Origin of the sequence: Rahnella ecdela, assembly GCF_019049625.1 — a bacterium.
GTDB classification, from domain to species: domain Bacteria; phylum Pseudomonadota; class Gammaproteobacteria; order Enterobacterales; family Enterobacteriaceae; genus Rahnella; species Rahnella ecdela.
Window position 1 is genome coordinate 562,967 of sequence record NZ_JAFMOY010000133.1, and the last position, 16,444, is coordinate 579,410.

The following is a 16,444-nucleotide window of genomic DNA, read 5'->3' on the forward strand; positions in this document are numbered from 1 at the left end:
CATCAGCCCAGCTCCTTCGCCAGCGCAGTAAAGACATCACCACGTTGTTCAAAACTGCGAAACTGATCCAGGCTCGCGCAGGCCGGAGACAACAGAACCATATCGCCGGAAGTCACATGCTGGCTGATTTCGCGCATCGCCTGTTCCATGGTTTCAAACAGGGAGGAAACCTCAGGACGCAGCTCTGCAAGTTCAGCGCCATCACGGCCAAAACAATAAATCCGCAGATTATCGCCTTGCAGATAACGCGTCAGTGGAGAGAAATCAGCAGATTTACCGTCGCCACCCAGCAAGAGATGCAGCGTCCCTTCAACCTGTAACCCGTTCAGCGCCGCTTCGGTGCTGCCGACGTTGGTGGCTTTGGAATCATTAATCCATCGCACGCCGTTATGATGCCAGGCTATCTGGAAGCGGTGAGCCAGCCCAGTAAAGGTGGTCAGTGCTTTCAGGCTGGATGCATGAGGAATACCCACCGCATCCGCCAGCGCCAGAGCAGCCAGTGCATTGGTGTAGTTGTGGCGTCCGGTCAGCGGCATCTCACTGGTATTCAGCACTTTTTCGCCGTGAACACGCAGCCAGATATCATCCTGCTGACGGGTCAGATGGTAATCACCCACATCGACACCAAAACTCACACAACGCTTATCTGCGCCACGCACCGGCATGGTCAGGGCATCGTCTGCATTAACGACGCACAGCGCAGCGTTCTCATACACTTTCAGTTTTGCCGCACGGTATTGCTGCAAACCGAACGGATAGCGATCCATATGATCTTCCGTCACGTTCAGGATGGTAGCCGCCGCCGCCTGAAGGCTGTACGTGGTTTCAAGCTGGAAGCTGGAAAGTTCAAGCACGAACAAATCGTATTCGTTACCCAGCATAGCCAGCACCGGCAGGCCTATATTGCCGCCGACACCAACACGCCAGCCTGCGGCTTTCGCCATTTCACCCACCAGCATGGTGACGGTGCTCTTACCGTTAGAACCGGTGATAGCGACAATTGGCGTCGTCGTTTCACGGCAAAACAGTTCGATATCCCCGACAATTTCCACGCCAGACTCAGCAGCCGCGCTCAATGCCGGCGTCGCCAGCGCAACGCCCGGGCTGGAAACGATTAAATCTGCATCCAGCAGCCAGTCTTCGTTGAGCGAACCCAGGTGACGCTCAATGTTATCCGCCAGTTTATCGATTCCTGGCGGGCTGACGCGGGTATCAATGACGCGAGGCATCACGCCACGTGCAACAAAGAAATCAACACATGACAGGCCGGTCAGACCCAGCCCGATGATGACGACTTTTTTACCCTGATAGTCAGCCATAATTACCGTACCTTCAGCGTCGCCAGGCCAATCAGCACCAGCATCAGCGAAATAATCCAGAAGCGCACAATGACGCGCGGTTCCGGCCAGCCTTTAAGTTCGTAGTGATGATGGATAGGCGCCATACGGAAAATGCGCTGCCCACGTAACTTAAAGGACCCAACCTGCAGGATGACTGACAGTGTTTCGACCACGAACACACCGCCCATAATCACCAGTAAGAATTCCTGACGTAGCAGCACGGCGATAGTACCCAGCGCGCCGCCCAAAGCCAGAGAGCCGACATCGCCCATGAAAACTTGTGCCGGATAGGTGTTAAACCACAGGAAGCCAAGTCCCGCGCCGACAATCGCCGTACACACGATCACCAGTTCACCCGCGTGACGCAGATAAGGGATATGCAGATAGCTGGCGAAATTCATGTTACCGGTCGCCCATGCCACCAGCGCAAAGCCCGCTGCGACGAAGACCGTTGGCATAATTGCCAGACCGTCCAGACCATCTGTCAGGTTGACGGCGTTACTGGTGCCTACAATCACGAAATAGCTCAGCAGGATATACATCAGACCGAGCTGCGGCATGATGTCTTTAAAGAACGGCACCACCAGTTCGGTCGCTGGCGTGTCTTTACCAATGGCATACATGGTGAAAGCCGCGGCCAGCGCGATAACCGACTGCCAGAAGTATTTCCAGCGGGCAATCAGGCCCTTAGTATCTTTACGAACCACTTTGCGGTAGTCATCGATAAAGCCCACGATGCCGTAGCCAATCAGCACAAACAGCACGCACCATACGTACGGGTTGGACGGGTACGCCCACATCAGTACGGAAATGGTGATGGACGCCAGAATCATCAGGCCGCCCATCGTTGGCGTACCGCGTTTACTGAAATGCGATTCCGGGCCGTCGTTACGGACAACCTGACCGAAAGACATTTTTTGCAGACGGGCAATCATGCGGGGCCCGATCCACAGCGACAGGAACAAAGCGGTCAGCAGGCTGACAATGGCGCGAAACGTCAGATAGGAAAAGACGTTGAAGCCGGAATAATATTTGACCAAGTGTTCGGCCAGCCAAACTAACATGTTGCATTCTCCTGTAACGCGCGTACTACCTGCTCCATTGCGGCACTACGTGAACCTTTAATCAAAACGGTAATTACCGCGTGTTCAGACAGTAAGCTCGTTAAACGGGCCGTCAGGGCTGCCTTATCCTCTAAATGCTCACCACATCCGCTGACATCACTGATGATGCGGCTGTCATGGCCAATACTGAATACTTTGTCGATACCCGCGTCACGAATGGCTTCGCCAACCTGACGGTGGCAGCTTTCGCTTTCCGCGCCCAGTTCCGCCATATCCCCCACCGCCATTACGCGGTAGCCCGGCATTTCTGCCAGCACTTGTGCAGCGGCTGTCATAGAACCGACGTTCGCGTTGTAGCTGTCATCAAGCAGGGTTTTGCCTTCGCTCAGAGCAATCGGGAATAAACGCCCTTTCACGGATTGCAGAGTCGCAAGACCGGCACGCACGTTGTCCATGGAGGCACCGACAGACATTGCCAGCGCTGCCGCAGCCAGAGCGTTAGCGATGTTGTGACGACCCGGAACCGGCAGCGAAACGTCAATGCTGCCCTGAGGAGAATGCAGGGTGAACGCGGTATTTAGCGGGCTGATTTTGACGTCAGTCGCACTGAAATTGATGCCTTCACCGAAAGTCGGGGAGAAAAGCCAGACAGTTTTACCGTTCAGCTTATGCTGCCAGTTCGCCCAGTCGTTGTTGTCCGCATTGATCACCGCAATGCCCTTTTCCGGCAGGCCTTCGAAAATCTCACCCTTGGCACGGGCTACGCCCGCCAGAGAACCGAACCCCTCCAGATGAGCAGCGGACAGGTTATTCACCAGTGCCGTTTCAGGCCGTGCCAGCGCAGTGGTATAAGCTATCTCACCAGGATGATTCGCACCCATTTCGATAACGGCAAAATCATGTTCTGCGGTCAGGCGCAGCAAGGTGAGCGGGACACCGATATCGTTATTAAAGTTGCCTGCTGTGTACAGCACGTTGCCGCACTCACGCAAAATCGCCGCGGTCATCTCTTTTACAGAAGTCTTGCCGGAAGAACCGGTCAGGCCAACCACACGGGCCGGAACCTGCTGGCGCACCCAGCCACCCAGTTGCCCGAGAGCAATGCGGGTGTCAGCAACCACTAACTGAGTAACATCCAACGGTAAGCGCTTACTGACCAGTAAAGCCCCTGCACCCGCTTTTACAGCATCAGCCGCAAAATCGTGGGCATCGAATTTTTCACCTTTCAGTGCGATAAACAAACCGCCTTCGGTGATCTGACGGGTATCCGTGGTCACGCTGTCGATTTGGGTATCTGTGCCAATGAGCTCAGCGTTGAGCGCATCCGCCAGAGTTTGCAGGGAAACGCGGATCATGCGATCACCCCCAGCAAACGAGCGACCGTCACACGGTCTGAATAATCCAGACGCTGATTACCGACCAGCTGGTAATCTTCATGCCCTTTACCGGCAATCAGTACCACGTCTTCTTCCTTCGCCTGCATGATCGCACTGGTAACGGCTTCTGCACGACCATGAATTTCCTGCGCGCGCCCCGCATCCAGCAGACCTGCCAGGATATCGGCAACGATAGCGCGCGGCTCTTCACTGCGCGGATTGTCATCGGTGACGATCACGCGGTCGGCAAATTGCTCAGCAATACCGCCCATCAGCGGACGTTTGCCTTTATCGCGATCACCGCCACAGCCAAACACACACCACAGCGTGCCACGGCAATGCAGACGTGCTGCCGCCAGCGCTTTTTCCAGCGCGTCAGGCGTATGAGCATAATCAACTACCGCGGTCGGTTTACCCGGTGCATTGAACACTTCCATGCGTCCGCAAACCGGTTGTAGTTGAGAAGCGGTTGCCAGTAATTGTGCCAGCGGATAATCGAGGGAAAGCAGCGTGGCCAGCGCAACCAGCAAATTGCTGACGTTGAACGCGCCCATCAGACGGCTGTCGAACTTACCTTCGCCCCAGCTTGAATCGATATTTACGCTGGCGCCATTATCGTGATAATTGACGCTGCGCGCCAACAGCCAGCGGCCTTTCCAGCCTGCCGGAATTTTGTCTTCCATGCTGACGGCGATGGCATCAGGCGTTTTCGCTAACCAGCGCGTCCCGACGTCATCATCAGCATTAATGATTTTCTGACCCACCTGATGCGAGGAGAAAAGCTGCCATTTGGCGTCTTCGTAACTCTCCATATCACCATGATAATCAAGATGATCACGACTCAGATTGGTGAATGCAGCAGCAGCAAACGGCAATGCGGCAACACGGTGCTGAACCAGTCCGTGGGATGAGACTTCCATCGCGGCAAAGGTAGCGCCCTGTTTCACCAGGTCAGCCAGTATGTGCTGAACCTGCACGGCAGAACCGGTGGTGTTTTCCGCCGGAACCACGTTATCCAGCAAACCATTGCCCACTGTGCCCATCACTGCACTGGTTTCGCCCAGTAACTGGCTCCACTGCGCAAGCAGCTGCGTGGTGGTAGTTTTACCGTTGGTGCCTGTTACGCCAACCAGACGTAACGCCTTGCCCGGCTGCTGGTAAAAACATCCCGCCAGTTCTGACAGCAGGACGTTGAGATTTTCGAGATAAATAACCGGTACACCATGCATCTGGCAGACCGTTCCGTGCTCTTGTTCACCCTTTGCCTCGGCCACGACGGCAGCGACGCCCTGGGCAATTGCCTGGGGAATAAAACGACGCCCGTCACTGGTATGGCCTGAAACCGCGACAAACAGATCGCCGGCAGCCGCAACGCGGCTGTCCAGAATCATGTCTTTTAGCGCTACCGCCGGGGCATCACTCACCCAGGGCGCTAAGATGTCGCGCAAATTACGATCTGCCACCTGAAGCCTCTTTTTGATTATTCACTATGTCTGCGTTTTCATCGGCAGTCAGCGCATCTGGTTCAACGTTCATGGTGCGCAATACGCCGCCCATGATGGCGCCAAACACCGGTGCGGAAACGGCCCCACCGTAATATTTCCCTGCTTGTGGATCGTTAATAACCACTACAAGCGCAAATCTTGGATTGCTTGCTGGCGCAACGCCGGCGGTATAGGCAATGTATTTGTTCACGTATTTACCGTCCGGACCGACTTTCTTCGCGGTACCGGTTTTAATCGCAATACGGTAGCCCTTGATCGCCGCTTTCACGCCACCGCCGCCAGGCAGTGCCACGCTTTCCATCATGTGTACGACGGTACGCACCAGCGGTTCAGGGAAAATACGTTCGCCGGAAACCGGCGGATCAACTTTCGTGATCGACAATGGACGATAAATGCCCATGCTGCCGATCGTTGCGTAGACTCGCGCTAGCTGGAGAGGTGTCACCATTAGCCCGTAGCCGAAAGAGAAGGTGGCCCTCTCTATGTCAGACCACCGTTGTTTTTTAGGGTATATGCCACTGCTTTCTCCAACCAGCCCCAAATTGGTCGGTTTTCCCAATCCGAATCGCGAGTAAGTATCTACCAGCTCAGCGGATGGCATCGATAACGCCAGTCGTGAAACACCGACGTTACTCGACTTCTGCAAGATGCCCGTCACGGAAAGCTCCGCATAACGCGCAACATCTTTAATCTCATGACCGTTAATCCGGTACGGCAGGGTGTTCAGCACGCTGTTTTCGCGCACCACACCGTTTTTCAGTGCCGTCATCACCACCATCGGTTTCACTGTGGAACCCGGCTCAAAAATGTCGGTGATCGCACGGTTACGCATCACGTCTTTCGGCGTATCCGGCATGTTGTTTGGGTTATAAGACGGGCTGTTGGCCATCGCCAGCACTTCACCGGTCTGCACATCAACCAGCACGGCGGTACCTGATTCAGCTTTGTTAAACGCCACGGCATTATTCAGTTCGCGGTAAACCAGCGCCTGTAACCGCTCGTCGATGCTCAGCGCCAGGTTGTGCGCGGCCTGACTGTCGACGGTGGAAATATCTTCGATAACGCGACCAAAGCGGTCTTTACGAATGGTACGTTCGCCTGGTTTACCGGTCAGCCAGCGGTCAAAACTCTTCTCAACGCCTTCAATACCTTCCCCGTCAATGTTGGTCACGCCGATAACATGCGACGTCACCTGTCCGGCCGGATAGTAGCGGCGAGATTCCTGACGCAGGGAAATCCCCGGCAATTTGAGTTTATGGACATATTCGCCAACGGCAGGATTAACCTGACGTGCAAGATAAACGAAACGACCGTTTGGATTGGCATTGATGCGGGCAGAAAGCTGGGGAAGCGGCATGTTCAGCGCGTCAGCCAGCGCTTTCCATTTGGTATCGACGGTGATACCGCCGCGATCGTTAATTTCTTTCGGGTCTGCCCAGATAGCATTGACCGGAACGCTGACCGCCAGAGGGCGACCGGAGCGATCGGTGATCATGCCGCGTGAGGTAGGAATAGTTTGCACGCGCAGGGAACGCAGATCACCTTCCCGCACCAGTTTGTCCGGATTAATCACCTGCAGATAGGCCACGCGCAACATCAGGCCAACCAGTGCCAGCAGGATACAGGCGCACAACAACGCAAAACGCCAGCTGATAAAGCTGGCTTGATCTTCTGGACGCTTTAACTTCGCGGTGCGTGTTGCTTTCATTAGCTGCCTGTATTCTCCGTGCGCATTTTAAGGCTGAACCACAATAATTTCTTGAGATGGATCAACGTGCTGCATCTGCAATTTCTCCGTTGCGATGCGTTCTACCCGGCTGTGATCGCCGAGGGCATTCTCTTCAAGGATCAGGTTGCGCCATTCAATATCCAGCGCATCCCTTTCCAGTACTAATTGTTCGCGCTGCGCCGTCAGCAAACGCGTACGGTGAGCAGTAGTCACCACGAAAATGGCACTGATCAGAACAGCAATCAGCAAAATCATCGGGATCTTGCCATTGCGCAGTATATCGCTGGCAATGACCCCCACTAAACCGTGGCGTTCGTTGCCAATCACGCTGTCGTTCTCTCAGCAAAACGCAGAACTGAACTGCGTGCACGCGGGTTTTCTGCGACTTCAGCATCTGAAGGCATCATCTTCCCGACGGACTTCAGTGAACGACCGCCGAGCTCAGCGATTTGTGCTTCTGTCATCGGAATACCGGCTGGCACTTGCGCACCACGACTGTGCTGGCGAATAAAGCGCTTCACAATGCGGTCTTCCAGTGAGTGGAAGCTGATCACCGATAAGCGACCTTCAGGAGCCAGAATTTCCAGTGCACCATCCAGCGCGCGTTCGATTTCTTCCAGCTCACTGTTGATATAAATACGGATAGCCTGGAAGCTGCGCGTGGCCGGGTGTTTATGCTTTTCACGAAACGGCGAGGCATTGGCGATCAGGTCGGCCAGCTCTTTGGTCCGCGTCATCGGCAACTCACGGTTGCGTTCGACGATCGCGCGCGCAATGCGTTTTGCGAAACGTTCTTCACCGAACGTTTTCAGCACCCAGGCAATGTCTTCGGCTTCCGCTTTCATCAGCCATTCAGCTGCTGAATAACCACGGGTTGGGTCCATACGCATATCCAGTGGCCCGTCGCGCATAAATGAGAATCCACGCTCAGGGTCGTCGAGCTGCGGAGAAGAAACGCCTAAGTCCAGTAATACGCCGTCGATCTTGCCTTCGAGTCCACGAGCACGCACATAATCTGCGAGATCCGAAAAAGGTCCGTGAACAATCGAAAAACGAGGATCATCAAAGGATTCTGCGGCTTTGATCGCTTGCGGATCACGGTCAATCGCCAGCAAGCGTCCGTCCGGCCCAAGCTGGGACAGAATCAGACGTGAATGACCACCGCGGCCAAAAGTTCCGTCTATGTAAATGCCGTCCTGACGAATGTTGAGGCCGTTAACGGCTTCATCCAGCAAAACGGAAGTGTGTTTGTAGTTTTCAACCATGCTTATAATGACAAGTCCTGTAATCGGTCAGAAAGAGGTTCCTGAGACGATTGTTCAGCGTCGATGTCTTCCTTAACTTGTTGATACCAGGTCTGTTCATCCCACAGTTCAAACTTATTGAACTGCCCAACCAGCATCACTTCTTTTGCGAGCCCGGCGTGCTGACGCAATGTCGTTGCAATCAGCAGGCGCCCGGCGTTATCCATCTGACATTCACTGGCATGCCCGAGTAACAGGCGCTGAATACGGCGCTCAACGGGATTCATGCTCGACAGACGGGACAATTTTTGTTCGATAACTTCCCACTCAGGGAGGGTGTAAAGGAGGAGACATGGGTGATGGAGGTCTATGGTGCAAACCATTTGACCTTGCGATTCTTCGCTCAGCAAATCCCGATAACGGGTGGGTACGGCAAGTCGCCCTTTGCTGTCGAGGTTAACTAACGTCGCGCCACGAAACATGACCGCTCTACCCCTCTGTGACCCTTTTCACCACTTTCCCCCACAAATTCCCACAGAAAAGAGTTTACGGATGGTTTTAAAACCTTGTCAAGCCAGAGCAGAGGCGGTTTGGCAATATTTACGCAGGTACACGAAAGTGCAGCGCAATGTTGTGAGGTGTTTTAGAGGCGGAATAGAAAATAACGTCATGATTAGTTGAAGAAATTTCGGAGGGTTAATAATTTCGTTTAAAAAAAAGCCAAACTGAACATTATTTAACTATTTATATTCTTCTGCTATCTAACTCTCATTTCTTAACCTGTTAGCCATGAGAAAAACCGATTTTACTTTTTTTCAGGCTATCACTGCTAAATCATCATCATTTTTAGTGCCAACCCGCATGACACATGCGTTTAAGGAATCTTAAAAACCATCAGAACAGCGGCAAACACTGATTCCAGGAAATTAAGCGGGGAATTCTACAGCACTTTTGCAGGCAGCATTAACGTATTTTAGAAATTGATTGGCAGGTTTATATCAACAAAAGAAAGGCGAAAATATTTGTTAATAATTCAGCAAGCTGAGAATGCTCCTAAATTACCCGCTGAACTTATATGGGAATGTTCACATTCGATTATCAGAACCGGTAAGACCCTTTATTCGTTCATTTAAAATGCACTGCTGCGAAAGGGGAACGACGGGTAATCAGGTTGAATACCCGTCAGGGATTTATTTACGGCTCAGACGGCCACGACGGAACAGGTTGCGACGAATACGGGTCAGCCCTGCCTTAGGTTTCCTGGGCTCATCAAGGCAGGCCAGCACCAGCTCCAGCACGCGTTCAGCCACATCACGGTGACGCTGTGCCACCGCTAAAACCGGGCATTCAAGGAAATCGAGCAGCTCGTTATCGCCAAATGTGGCAATCGCCAGGTCGACCGGCAAACGCCCTTCGGTTCTCAGCGTAACGTCCATCACGCCCTGCAAGAGTTGGAACGACGTTGTAAATAACGCCTGCGGCATCGGATTGGTTTTCAGCCATTCGGCAAAAACGACGGCTGCCGATTCGCGATCATACGCATTCGCATACAAATATTTTGGTTGGCGGGGATCTTCAGCCCAGGCCTGACGGAATCCTTGCTCGCGCAGGAAACTCACGGAAAGCTCAGGCAGTGCGCCGAGATAGAGTACCGATTCAGCAGGGAAAGTCCGCAGCTCCTGCGCCAGCATCAGTGCGTCATCCTGATCGGCTCCGACCACGCTGATGAAATGCTCAGGATCAAGGGCACGGTCGAGTGCAATAATCGGGAAATCGTCGTTAGCCCAGCGCTGATAGAAAGGGTGTTCCGGTGGCAGAGAAGTCGAAATAATGATGGCATCAACCTGACGTTGCAGAAGATGTTCAATGCAACGCATTTCATTATCAGGCTGATCTTCAGAGCAGGCGATCAGCAGCTGATAGCCACGCTGACGGGCCTGACGCTCAAGGAAATTGGCAATTTTGGTATAGCTGGTGTTTTCCAGATCAGGGATCACCAGACCAATAGAGCGGGTACGGCCAGCACGCAAACCTGCTGCCACCGCATTCGGGTGATAGTTATGTTCCTTAACGACAGCCATGACTTTCTCGACTGTCTTATCGCTGACACGATACTGTTTCGCCTTGCCATTAATCACATAACTGGCCGTCGTACGCGAAACGCCCGCTAACCTCGCGATCTCATCCAGCTTCACTGAGCAAACCCCTTAATAAAGATAATGCTTTATCTAACCGCAGAAGCCCCTGCCGGGCAAGGTGTTTTACCGAATCGCTTCACCTGACTCGCAAAAAAGAAAGCCCGGCTCAGGAGCCGGGCTTTTAACTTTCAAATAAATCTCACATCTTGCTGATTATTTGAGCATTACCGCATGATTTTATCGCCGCGCGAAACACCGACCACCCCGGAGCGTGCCACTTCGACAATTTCAGCCACATCACGAATGCTGGCTAAAAATGCGTCAAGTTTGTCACTGGTCCCCGCAAGCTGAACGGTGTAAAGCGTTGCCGTGACATCCACAATCTGCCCGCGGAAAATCTCGGTGGAACGTTTGACTTCTTCACGGCCATAACCGGATGCCTGGACCTTCACCAGCATGATTTCACGCTCAACGTGAGCGCCCTGCACCAGCTCAGTCACACGCAGCACATCGACAAGCTTGTGCAGCTGCTTTTCGATTTGCTCAAGCACCTTGGCATCACCGACGGTCTGAATGGTCATGCGCGACAGGGTAGGATCGTCCGTCGGCGCTACCGTCAGACTTTCAATGTTGTAGCCACGCTGAGAGAAAAGGCCGACTACGCGGGACAACGCGCCCGATTCGTTTTCCAGTAATACTGATAAAATCCGGCGCATGATCAGGTCCTCTCCGTTTTGCTTAACCACATTTCGTCCATCGCACCGCCACGGATGTGCATCGGGTAAACGTGTTCTGTTTCATCTATGCTGATATCCACAAATACCAGACGATTTTTCTGTTCCAGCGCCAGCGCCAGTTTGCTTTCCAGCTCATCCGGCGTGCGGATAGCAATACCCACGTGGCCGTAAGCTTCAGCCAGTTTTACAAAGTCAGGCAGCGATTGCATATAGGACTGGGAATGGCGGCCGGAGTAAATCATGTCCTGCCACTGCTTCACCATGCCGAGATAACCGTTGTTAAGGTTCACCACGATCACCGGTAAATCGTATTGCAGCGCAGTCGACAGTTCCTGAATGTTCATCTGAATACTGCCGTCACCGGTTACGCAAATAACGGTTTCATCCGGCAGACCGAGTTTCACGCCCAGCGCGGCTGGCAGACCAAAGCCCATCGTGCCCAGACCACCGGAGTTGATCCAGTGACGCGGTTTGTCGAATTTGTAATACAGCGCAGCAAACATCTGATGCTGGCCGACATCGGATGTCACATAGGCATCGCCTTTGGTCAGACGGTGCAATGTTTCGATAACCGCCTGCGGCTTGATGGTGCCGGTATTTTTGTCATAGCTGAGGCATTCACGCCCGCGCCAGTTTTCAATATTTTGCCACCAGTCGCGCAGCGCATCGAATTCCTGCTTCTCGTCGCTTTGCGCCAGCAGTTCCAGCATCTGAACCAGGGTTTGTTTTGCGTCGCCGACAATCGGGATATCCGCATTCACGGTTTTGGATATTGACGTCGGGTCGATATCAATATGCATGACCGTCGCGTTCGGGCAGTATTTCGCCAGATTGTTGGTGGTACGGTCGTCGAAACGCACGCCCACGCCGAAAATCAGATCCGCGTTGTGCATCGCCATATTGGCTTCATAAGTGCCGTGCATACCCAGCATGCCCAGACTTTGACGATGAGTGCCTGGGAATGCGCCAAGGCCCATCAGGGAACTGGTCACCGGCAGATTCAGTTTCTCTGCCAGCTGAAGCAACTCAGCATCACATTCAGAATTAATCGCGCCACCGCCGACGTAAAGCACCGGTTTTTTAGCGGCCAGTAAGGTTTGCACGGCGCGTTTCATTTGCCCGCGATGACCTTGCACCGTCGGGTTATAGGAGCGCATCGCAACCTGTTCAGGATAGGCATAAGGCAATTTGATCTGCGGATTTACCACGTCTTTTGGCAAGTCGACCACCACCGGACCAGGACGGCCGGTAGACGCCAGATAAAACGCTTTTTTCAGTACCGTCGGAATATCTTCCGCGCGTTTTACCAGAAAACTGTGTTTCACCACCGGGCGGGAAATCCCCACCATGTCGCATTCCTGGAACGCGTCATAACCAATGAGTGAACTGTGAACCTGGCCTGATAGCACCACCAGCGGAATGGAATCCATATAAGCCGTGGCAATACCGGTGATAGCATTGGTTGCGCCGGGACCAGAAGTCACCAGCACCACGCCCACGTCCCCCGTGGCGCGCGCATAACCGTCAGCCATATGAACAGCACCCTGCTCATGTCTCACCAGCACATGATCTATCCCACCGACCGTATGCAGGGCATCATAGATATCCAACACCGCTCCGCCGGGATAACCGAATACGTGCTTAACGCCCTGGTCGATTAACGACCGGACGACCATCTCGGCTCCTGACAACATCTCCATGGTTTTGCCTCCAGGCTTTTGCTTCTTCTATAGGATGACTTTTTATTTCAGCTAGCTGTTCTACCAGGCAACGATTTACGGGTAACTCGCTGAATTTTAGGACTTTCTATCGGGATTAAAAAACCCTGCTGTTCTTATTGGCGTTCACGAATCTAACTCAGTACCTTAGCGTCAGAATCTGAGTCAGGCAAACGCCAAAAAGGATCAGGAAATGTCGTTATATCGGCTCGCACTGCCTTCATTCTTCTGCCCAACACAAAACACTGCCTGAGCGTCACAACCAGTCAGAAATATCAGGAAGGCCCGAAAAATTACAGTATTAAATTATGTCCGTGACTGACAGAAAGATGAGGATGAACCGGCAAACGTATGTTCGCCGGTGATTGTGCTGGGAAAATGGGAAAACAGTGCGGGAAGGAATTACTCGCGATACAACTGGTCGATTTCTTTCTGGTAACGGCTGAAAATAATCTTGCGCCGTAACTTAAGCGTCGGTGTCAGCTCGCCGTCTTCCATCGTGAAAGGCCTGGTCAGCAGCACAAACTTTTTCACCTGCTCAAAACCGGCCAGTTCGTGCTGTATTTCACGAAGCTGATGCGCAAAAAGTGAAATGATTTGCTCGTTTTTAACCAGCCCGGTGCGATTGAGATAATCGATATGGTGATTCTGCGCGTAAGCATTGAGCACATCAAAATCAGGAACAATCAGCGCGGATACAAAGTGACGTTCATCGGCGATAACCGCCGCCTGTTCAATGTAACGATCCTGAACCAGAGTCCCTTCAATGCGCTGCGGCGCGATGTATTTACCGCCCGAGGTCTTCATCAGATCCTTCAGCCGTTCAGTGATGAACACATTGCCTTCTGCGTCCATTTTCCCGGCATCACCGGTTTTAAACCAGCCATCAGCCGTAAAACTGGCTGCCGTTTCTTCGGGCTTATTGAAATAACCGCGCAACAACGTAGGCCCGCGAACCTGGATCTCGTTTTCTTCGCCAATGCGTACTTCAATCTCGGGCAACGCCGTACCGACCGAACCGAAGCGGAAATCGTTTTCTTCCCAGCAGGTAACGGTCGCGCAGGTTTCGGTCAGGCCGTAGCCGTATTTGATTTTCAAACCCAGCGATTCGAAAAACAGAATCACGTTGTCATCAAGACTGGCACCCGCTGCCGGCAGGAAACGTAAATTGCCGCCCAGCAGATTGCGCAGCTTTTTTAGTACCAGTTTATCGGCGATGAAATATGCCGGATTAAGCCAGAAGGGATAACCCGCTTTACGGCGTTCAGTCAGAAACTTCTCTTTGCCCTGCGCGACAGCCCAGTGGAACAGCCGTTTTTTGACGGTTCCGGCGCGGGCGACTTTGTCATGAATGGCGCTGAAGACTTTTTCATAGAAACGCGGAACGGCGCACATCACCGTCGGTTTAACGGCCTGCAAGGCATCGCGCACCAGATCGGTTTCACGCAGGAAAACATTCTGTGCGCCGCTGTGCATGACAAAGAAACTCCAGGCACGTTCAAAAACATGAGCCAGCGGCAGGAAGCATAACGAAACATCGCGGTCAGAAATGCTCAGGCGTTTTTCGTGCTGCTTAAGCTGAGTCGCCATACTGACATAATCCAGCATCACGCCCTTCGCCTCACCCGTTGTTCCCGATGTATAAATCAGCGTGAAGAGGTCGTTGAGCTGGCAGGCATTAACCCGCGCCTCGCGCTCTGCGGCCAGAACACTGTCCTGAGGAACAATGCCTGAAACATGCCGGGCAATGGACACACCGCGCAAATCCACGTCGTTATCGAGCATAAATATATGTTTCAGCTGCGGGCACAGTTCACGCAATGCCACCGCAGCATCGTACTGACTCTGTCCGACAACGAACAAAATACGAATATCCGCGTCATTAAGCACATACGCAGACTGCGCCGGGGTATTGGTCGCATAAACGGGCACGGTGACGGCGCGTAGCTGTAAAATAGCCAGATCCGTCATCGCCCAGGCGATGGAGTTGTTCCCGCAAATGGCGATCCGCTCCTGAACACCCACGTTTTCCTGCAGTAAAACGTCGGACAGTGCATCGACTTTTTCCCCAAGCTCACGCCAGGTGAGTGCGCTTTCAGCCAAAGGCGACCATTCACGGAATGCGATATTTTCAGCACGGCTGACGACTTGCTGGCGAAAACGGGTGATCAGATGGTAGTCATTTAAGGTTTGATTCATTGAGCGTCTATACCGGCGTCCAGCGCAATCAGATAAAGGAGGGGCTGACTGCATTGCTCTGTTACAAAGATTTAACGCAGTCTACCGGCAAACATTGCACGGTGAAATCAAATTGTAGAAGCACAAGTGCTCTTTTGGAAAACCGGGAAAGGAAATTCAGGAATGAAAAAAGCCTGCATGGCTTTAACGAGGAGCAAAAACCAGGCAGGATAAAAAACCACAAATAAAACCATAACCAGCCATTTTTACTGCGCAATCAATCACAGTAAAAATGGGACGTATCAGAGTGACCCGCTATAAAGACAAAATGCATTGGCTTAATAACGATTTCATCCACATATTGCCTTTATCTTTACTGGAAGATTCATGCCATGACAGATAACAAGTCAGGCTGTTCTTCATCCAGGGTAGAGGGATAACGGACAGATTTAATATTCCGGCACTCGACTGGGCAATCCAGCGGGGTACCAGCGCGACCATATCGGTTTTCGAAACGATCTCCATTACGCTGGAAAGATCTGTCCCCTGATAAGCAATCAGCGAATGCATTTCAGGGTCATCATAATAAGGTGAACTGAATGAATAAAAACGATCGAGCATCATTACCGCGTGTTTTTCTTTCAGATATTTTTCATCTGACATATGCGGACTGATACGCGGGTGTTTTTGCGCTGCAACCAGCACCAGTTCATCATTAAATAAAGCCTGATTGCAAAAATCGGGACGATCGAATTTACGATAACTGATCATGAATTCAATATTCTGATAACGTAACTGATGTTCTATATTATCGTTCACAATTGTTTGCAATTTAATACTGACGTCGGTCGATAAAGTTTCGACTGCATTCAGTACCTGTGAAGTCAGACGCTTGTCCAGCGGACTGCAAATTGCCACATTGAACTCACGAATACTCACGTTCGGATCGAAACCGGCCCCCGGAAGTTCGTTCATCACCAGTTGCAGTGCCTGGCGGATAGGGCCAAATAACTGGCGGGCACGCATTGTCGGCTGAATGCCACGGCCAAAGCGGACAAACAAATCATCATTGAACATGACTTTTAACCGGGCGACAGCGTTACTTACCGCCGGTTGAGACATCCCCAACATATTTGCCGCACGTGTAATATTTTGTAATTGCATAACGGCATCAAATACCGTTAACAAATTTAAATCAACATTGCGAAGATGTGTTTCCACTTCAGCAGGCTTAGTTTGATTATCTGTCGTCAGATCGGACATTACATTTCCCATTCAAGATACCTCAACCTGCTTAGGACTGATTATCTTTAATTATTTGTTTTATTTAAAATGGCACCGGAATGAATTCTGAATCATAGAAAACCGGCGGATAAACTGAGTACTTTTATACGTTCTAAATTTCGGAAAGTAAT

At 52.1% G+C, this 16,444-nt stretch carries 13 protein-coding genes; all 13 read right to left on the reverse strand.

The window, feature by feature from the left end; translation table 11 throughout:
* Positions 1-2 precede the first annotated feature (2 nt).
* A complete protein-coding gene (gene murD / locus J1784_RS25895) occupies positions 3-1,319 on the reverse strand; it encodes a UDP-N-acetylmuramoyl-L-alanine--D-glutamate ligase (RefSeq protein ID WP_217151559.1) in 1,317 nt (438 codons plus the stop codon).
* A 2-nt stretch (positions 1,320-1,321) separates the two neighbouring features.
* Positions 1,322-2,404, reverse strand: coding sequence for a phospho-N-acetylmuramoyl-pentapeptide-transferase (mraY, locus tag J1784_RS25900; RefSeq protein WP_112286949.1), 1,083 nt, complete (start codon positions 2,402-2,404; stop codon positions 1,322-1,324).
* Positions 2,398-3,759 (reverse strand): UDP-N-acetylmuramoyl-tripeptide--D-alanyl-D-alanine ligase, encoded by a 1,362-nt coding sequence (murF, locus tag J1784_RS25905; RefSeq protein ID WP_217151560.1) that lies wholly within the window; start codon positions 3,757-3,759, stop codon positions 2,398-2,400. The genes mraY and murF overlap by 7 nt, the downstream gene beginning before the upstream one ends.
* On the reverse strand, positions 3,756-5,243 hold the full coding sequence (murE, locus tag J1784_RS25910) for a UDP-N-acetylmuramoyl-L-alanyl-D-glutamate--2,6-diaminopimelate ligase (RefSeq protein WP_217151561.1): 1,488 nt from the start codon (positions 5,241-5,243) through the stop codon (positions 3,756-3,758). Before murE ends, murF begins: the two co-directional genes overlap by 4 nt.
* Positions 5,230-6,993 carry a peptidoglycan glycosyltransferase FtsI gene (locus J1784_RS25915; protein WP_120132471.1) on the reverse strand — a complete coding sequence of 588 codons (1,764 nt, stop codon included), beginning with the start codon at positions 6,991-6,993 and terminating at the stop codon, positions 5,230-5,232. Before J1784_RS25915 ends, murE begins: the two co-directional genes overlap by 14 nt.
* Before the next feature lie 27 nt (positions 6,994-7,020).
* A complete protein-coding gene (gene ftsL, locus J1784_RS25920) occupies positions 7,021-7,341 on the reverse strand; it encodes a cell division protein FtsL (protein ID WP_217151562.1) in 321 nt (106 codons plus the stop codon).
* Positions 7,338-8,279: a 16S rRNA (cytosine(1402)-N(4))-methyltransferase RsmH gene (gene rsmH / locus J1784_RS25925; RefSeq protein WP_217151563.1), complete on the reverse strand. Its 942-nt coding sequence runs from the start codon at positions 8,277-8,279 to the stop codon at positions 7,338-7,340. The genes ftsL and rsmH overlap by 4 nt, the downstream gene beginning before the upstream one ends.
* Before the next feature lie 2 nt (positions 8,280-8,281).
* Entirely contained in the window at positions 8,282-8,740 is a 459-nt protein-coding gene (mraZ, locus tag J1784_RS25930) for a division/cell wall cluster transcriptional repressor MraZ (protein WP_120132474.1), read from the reverse strand.
* A 708-nt stretch (positions 8,741-9,448) separates the two neighbouring features.
* Complete coding sequence (gene cra, locus J1784_RS25935; RefSeq protein WP_217151564.1) at positions 9,449-10,453, reverse strand: catabolite repressor/activator; 1,005 nt, start codon at positions 10,451-10,453, stop codon at positions 9,449-9,451.
* Between the two features lie 167 nt (positions 10,454-10,620).
* Complete coding sequence (gene ilvN / locus J1784_RS25940; RefSeq protein WP_013577020.1) at positions 10,621-11,112, reverse strand: acetolactate synthase small subunit; 492 nt, start codon at positions 11,110-11,112, stop codon at positions 10,621-10,623.
* Positions 11,113-11,114: 2 nt separating this feature from the next.
* The gene (gene ilvI / locus J1784_RS25945; protein ID WP_120508051.1) at positions 11,115-12,833 is read right to left on the reverse strand and encodes an acetolactate synthase 3 large subunit; all 1,719 of its coding nucleotides are present in this window, start codon (positions 12,831-12,833) and stop codon (positions 11,115-11,117) included.
* 420 nt (positions 12,834-13,253) lie between these two features.
* Entirely contained in the window at positions 13,254-15,050 is a 1,797-nt protein-coding gene (locus J1784_RS25950) for an AMP-dependent synthetase/ligase (protein WP_217151565.1), read from the reverse strand.
* Between the two features lie 294 nt (positions 15,051-15,344).
* Entirely contained in the window at positions 15,345-16,292 is a 948-nt protein-coding gene (gene leuO, locus J1784_RS25955; protein ID WP_217151645.1) for a transcriptional regulator LeuO, read from the reverse strand.
* Positions 16,293-16,444 lie beyond the last annotated feature (152 nt).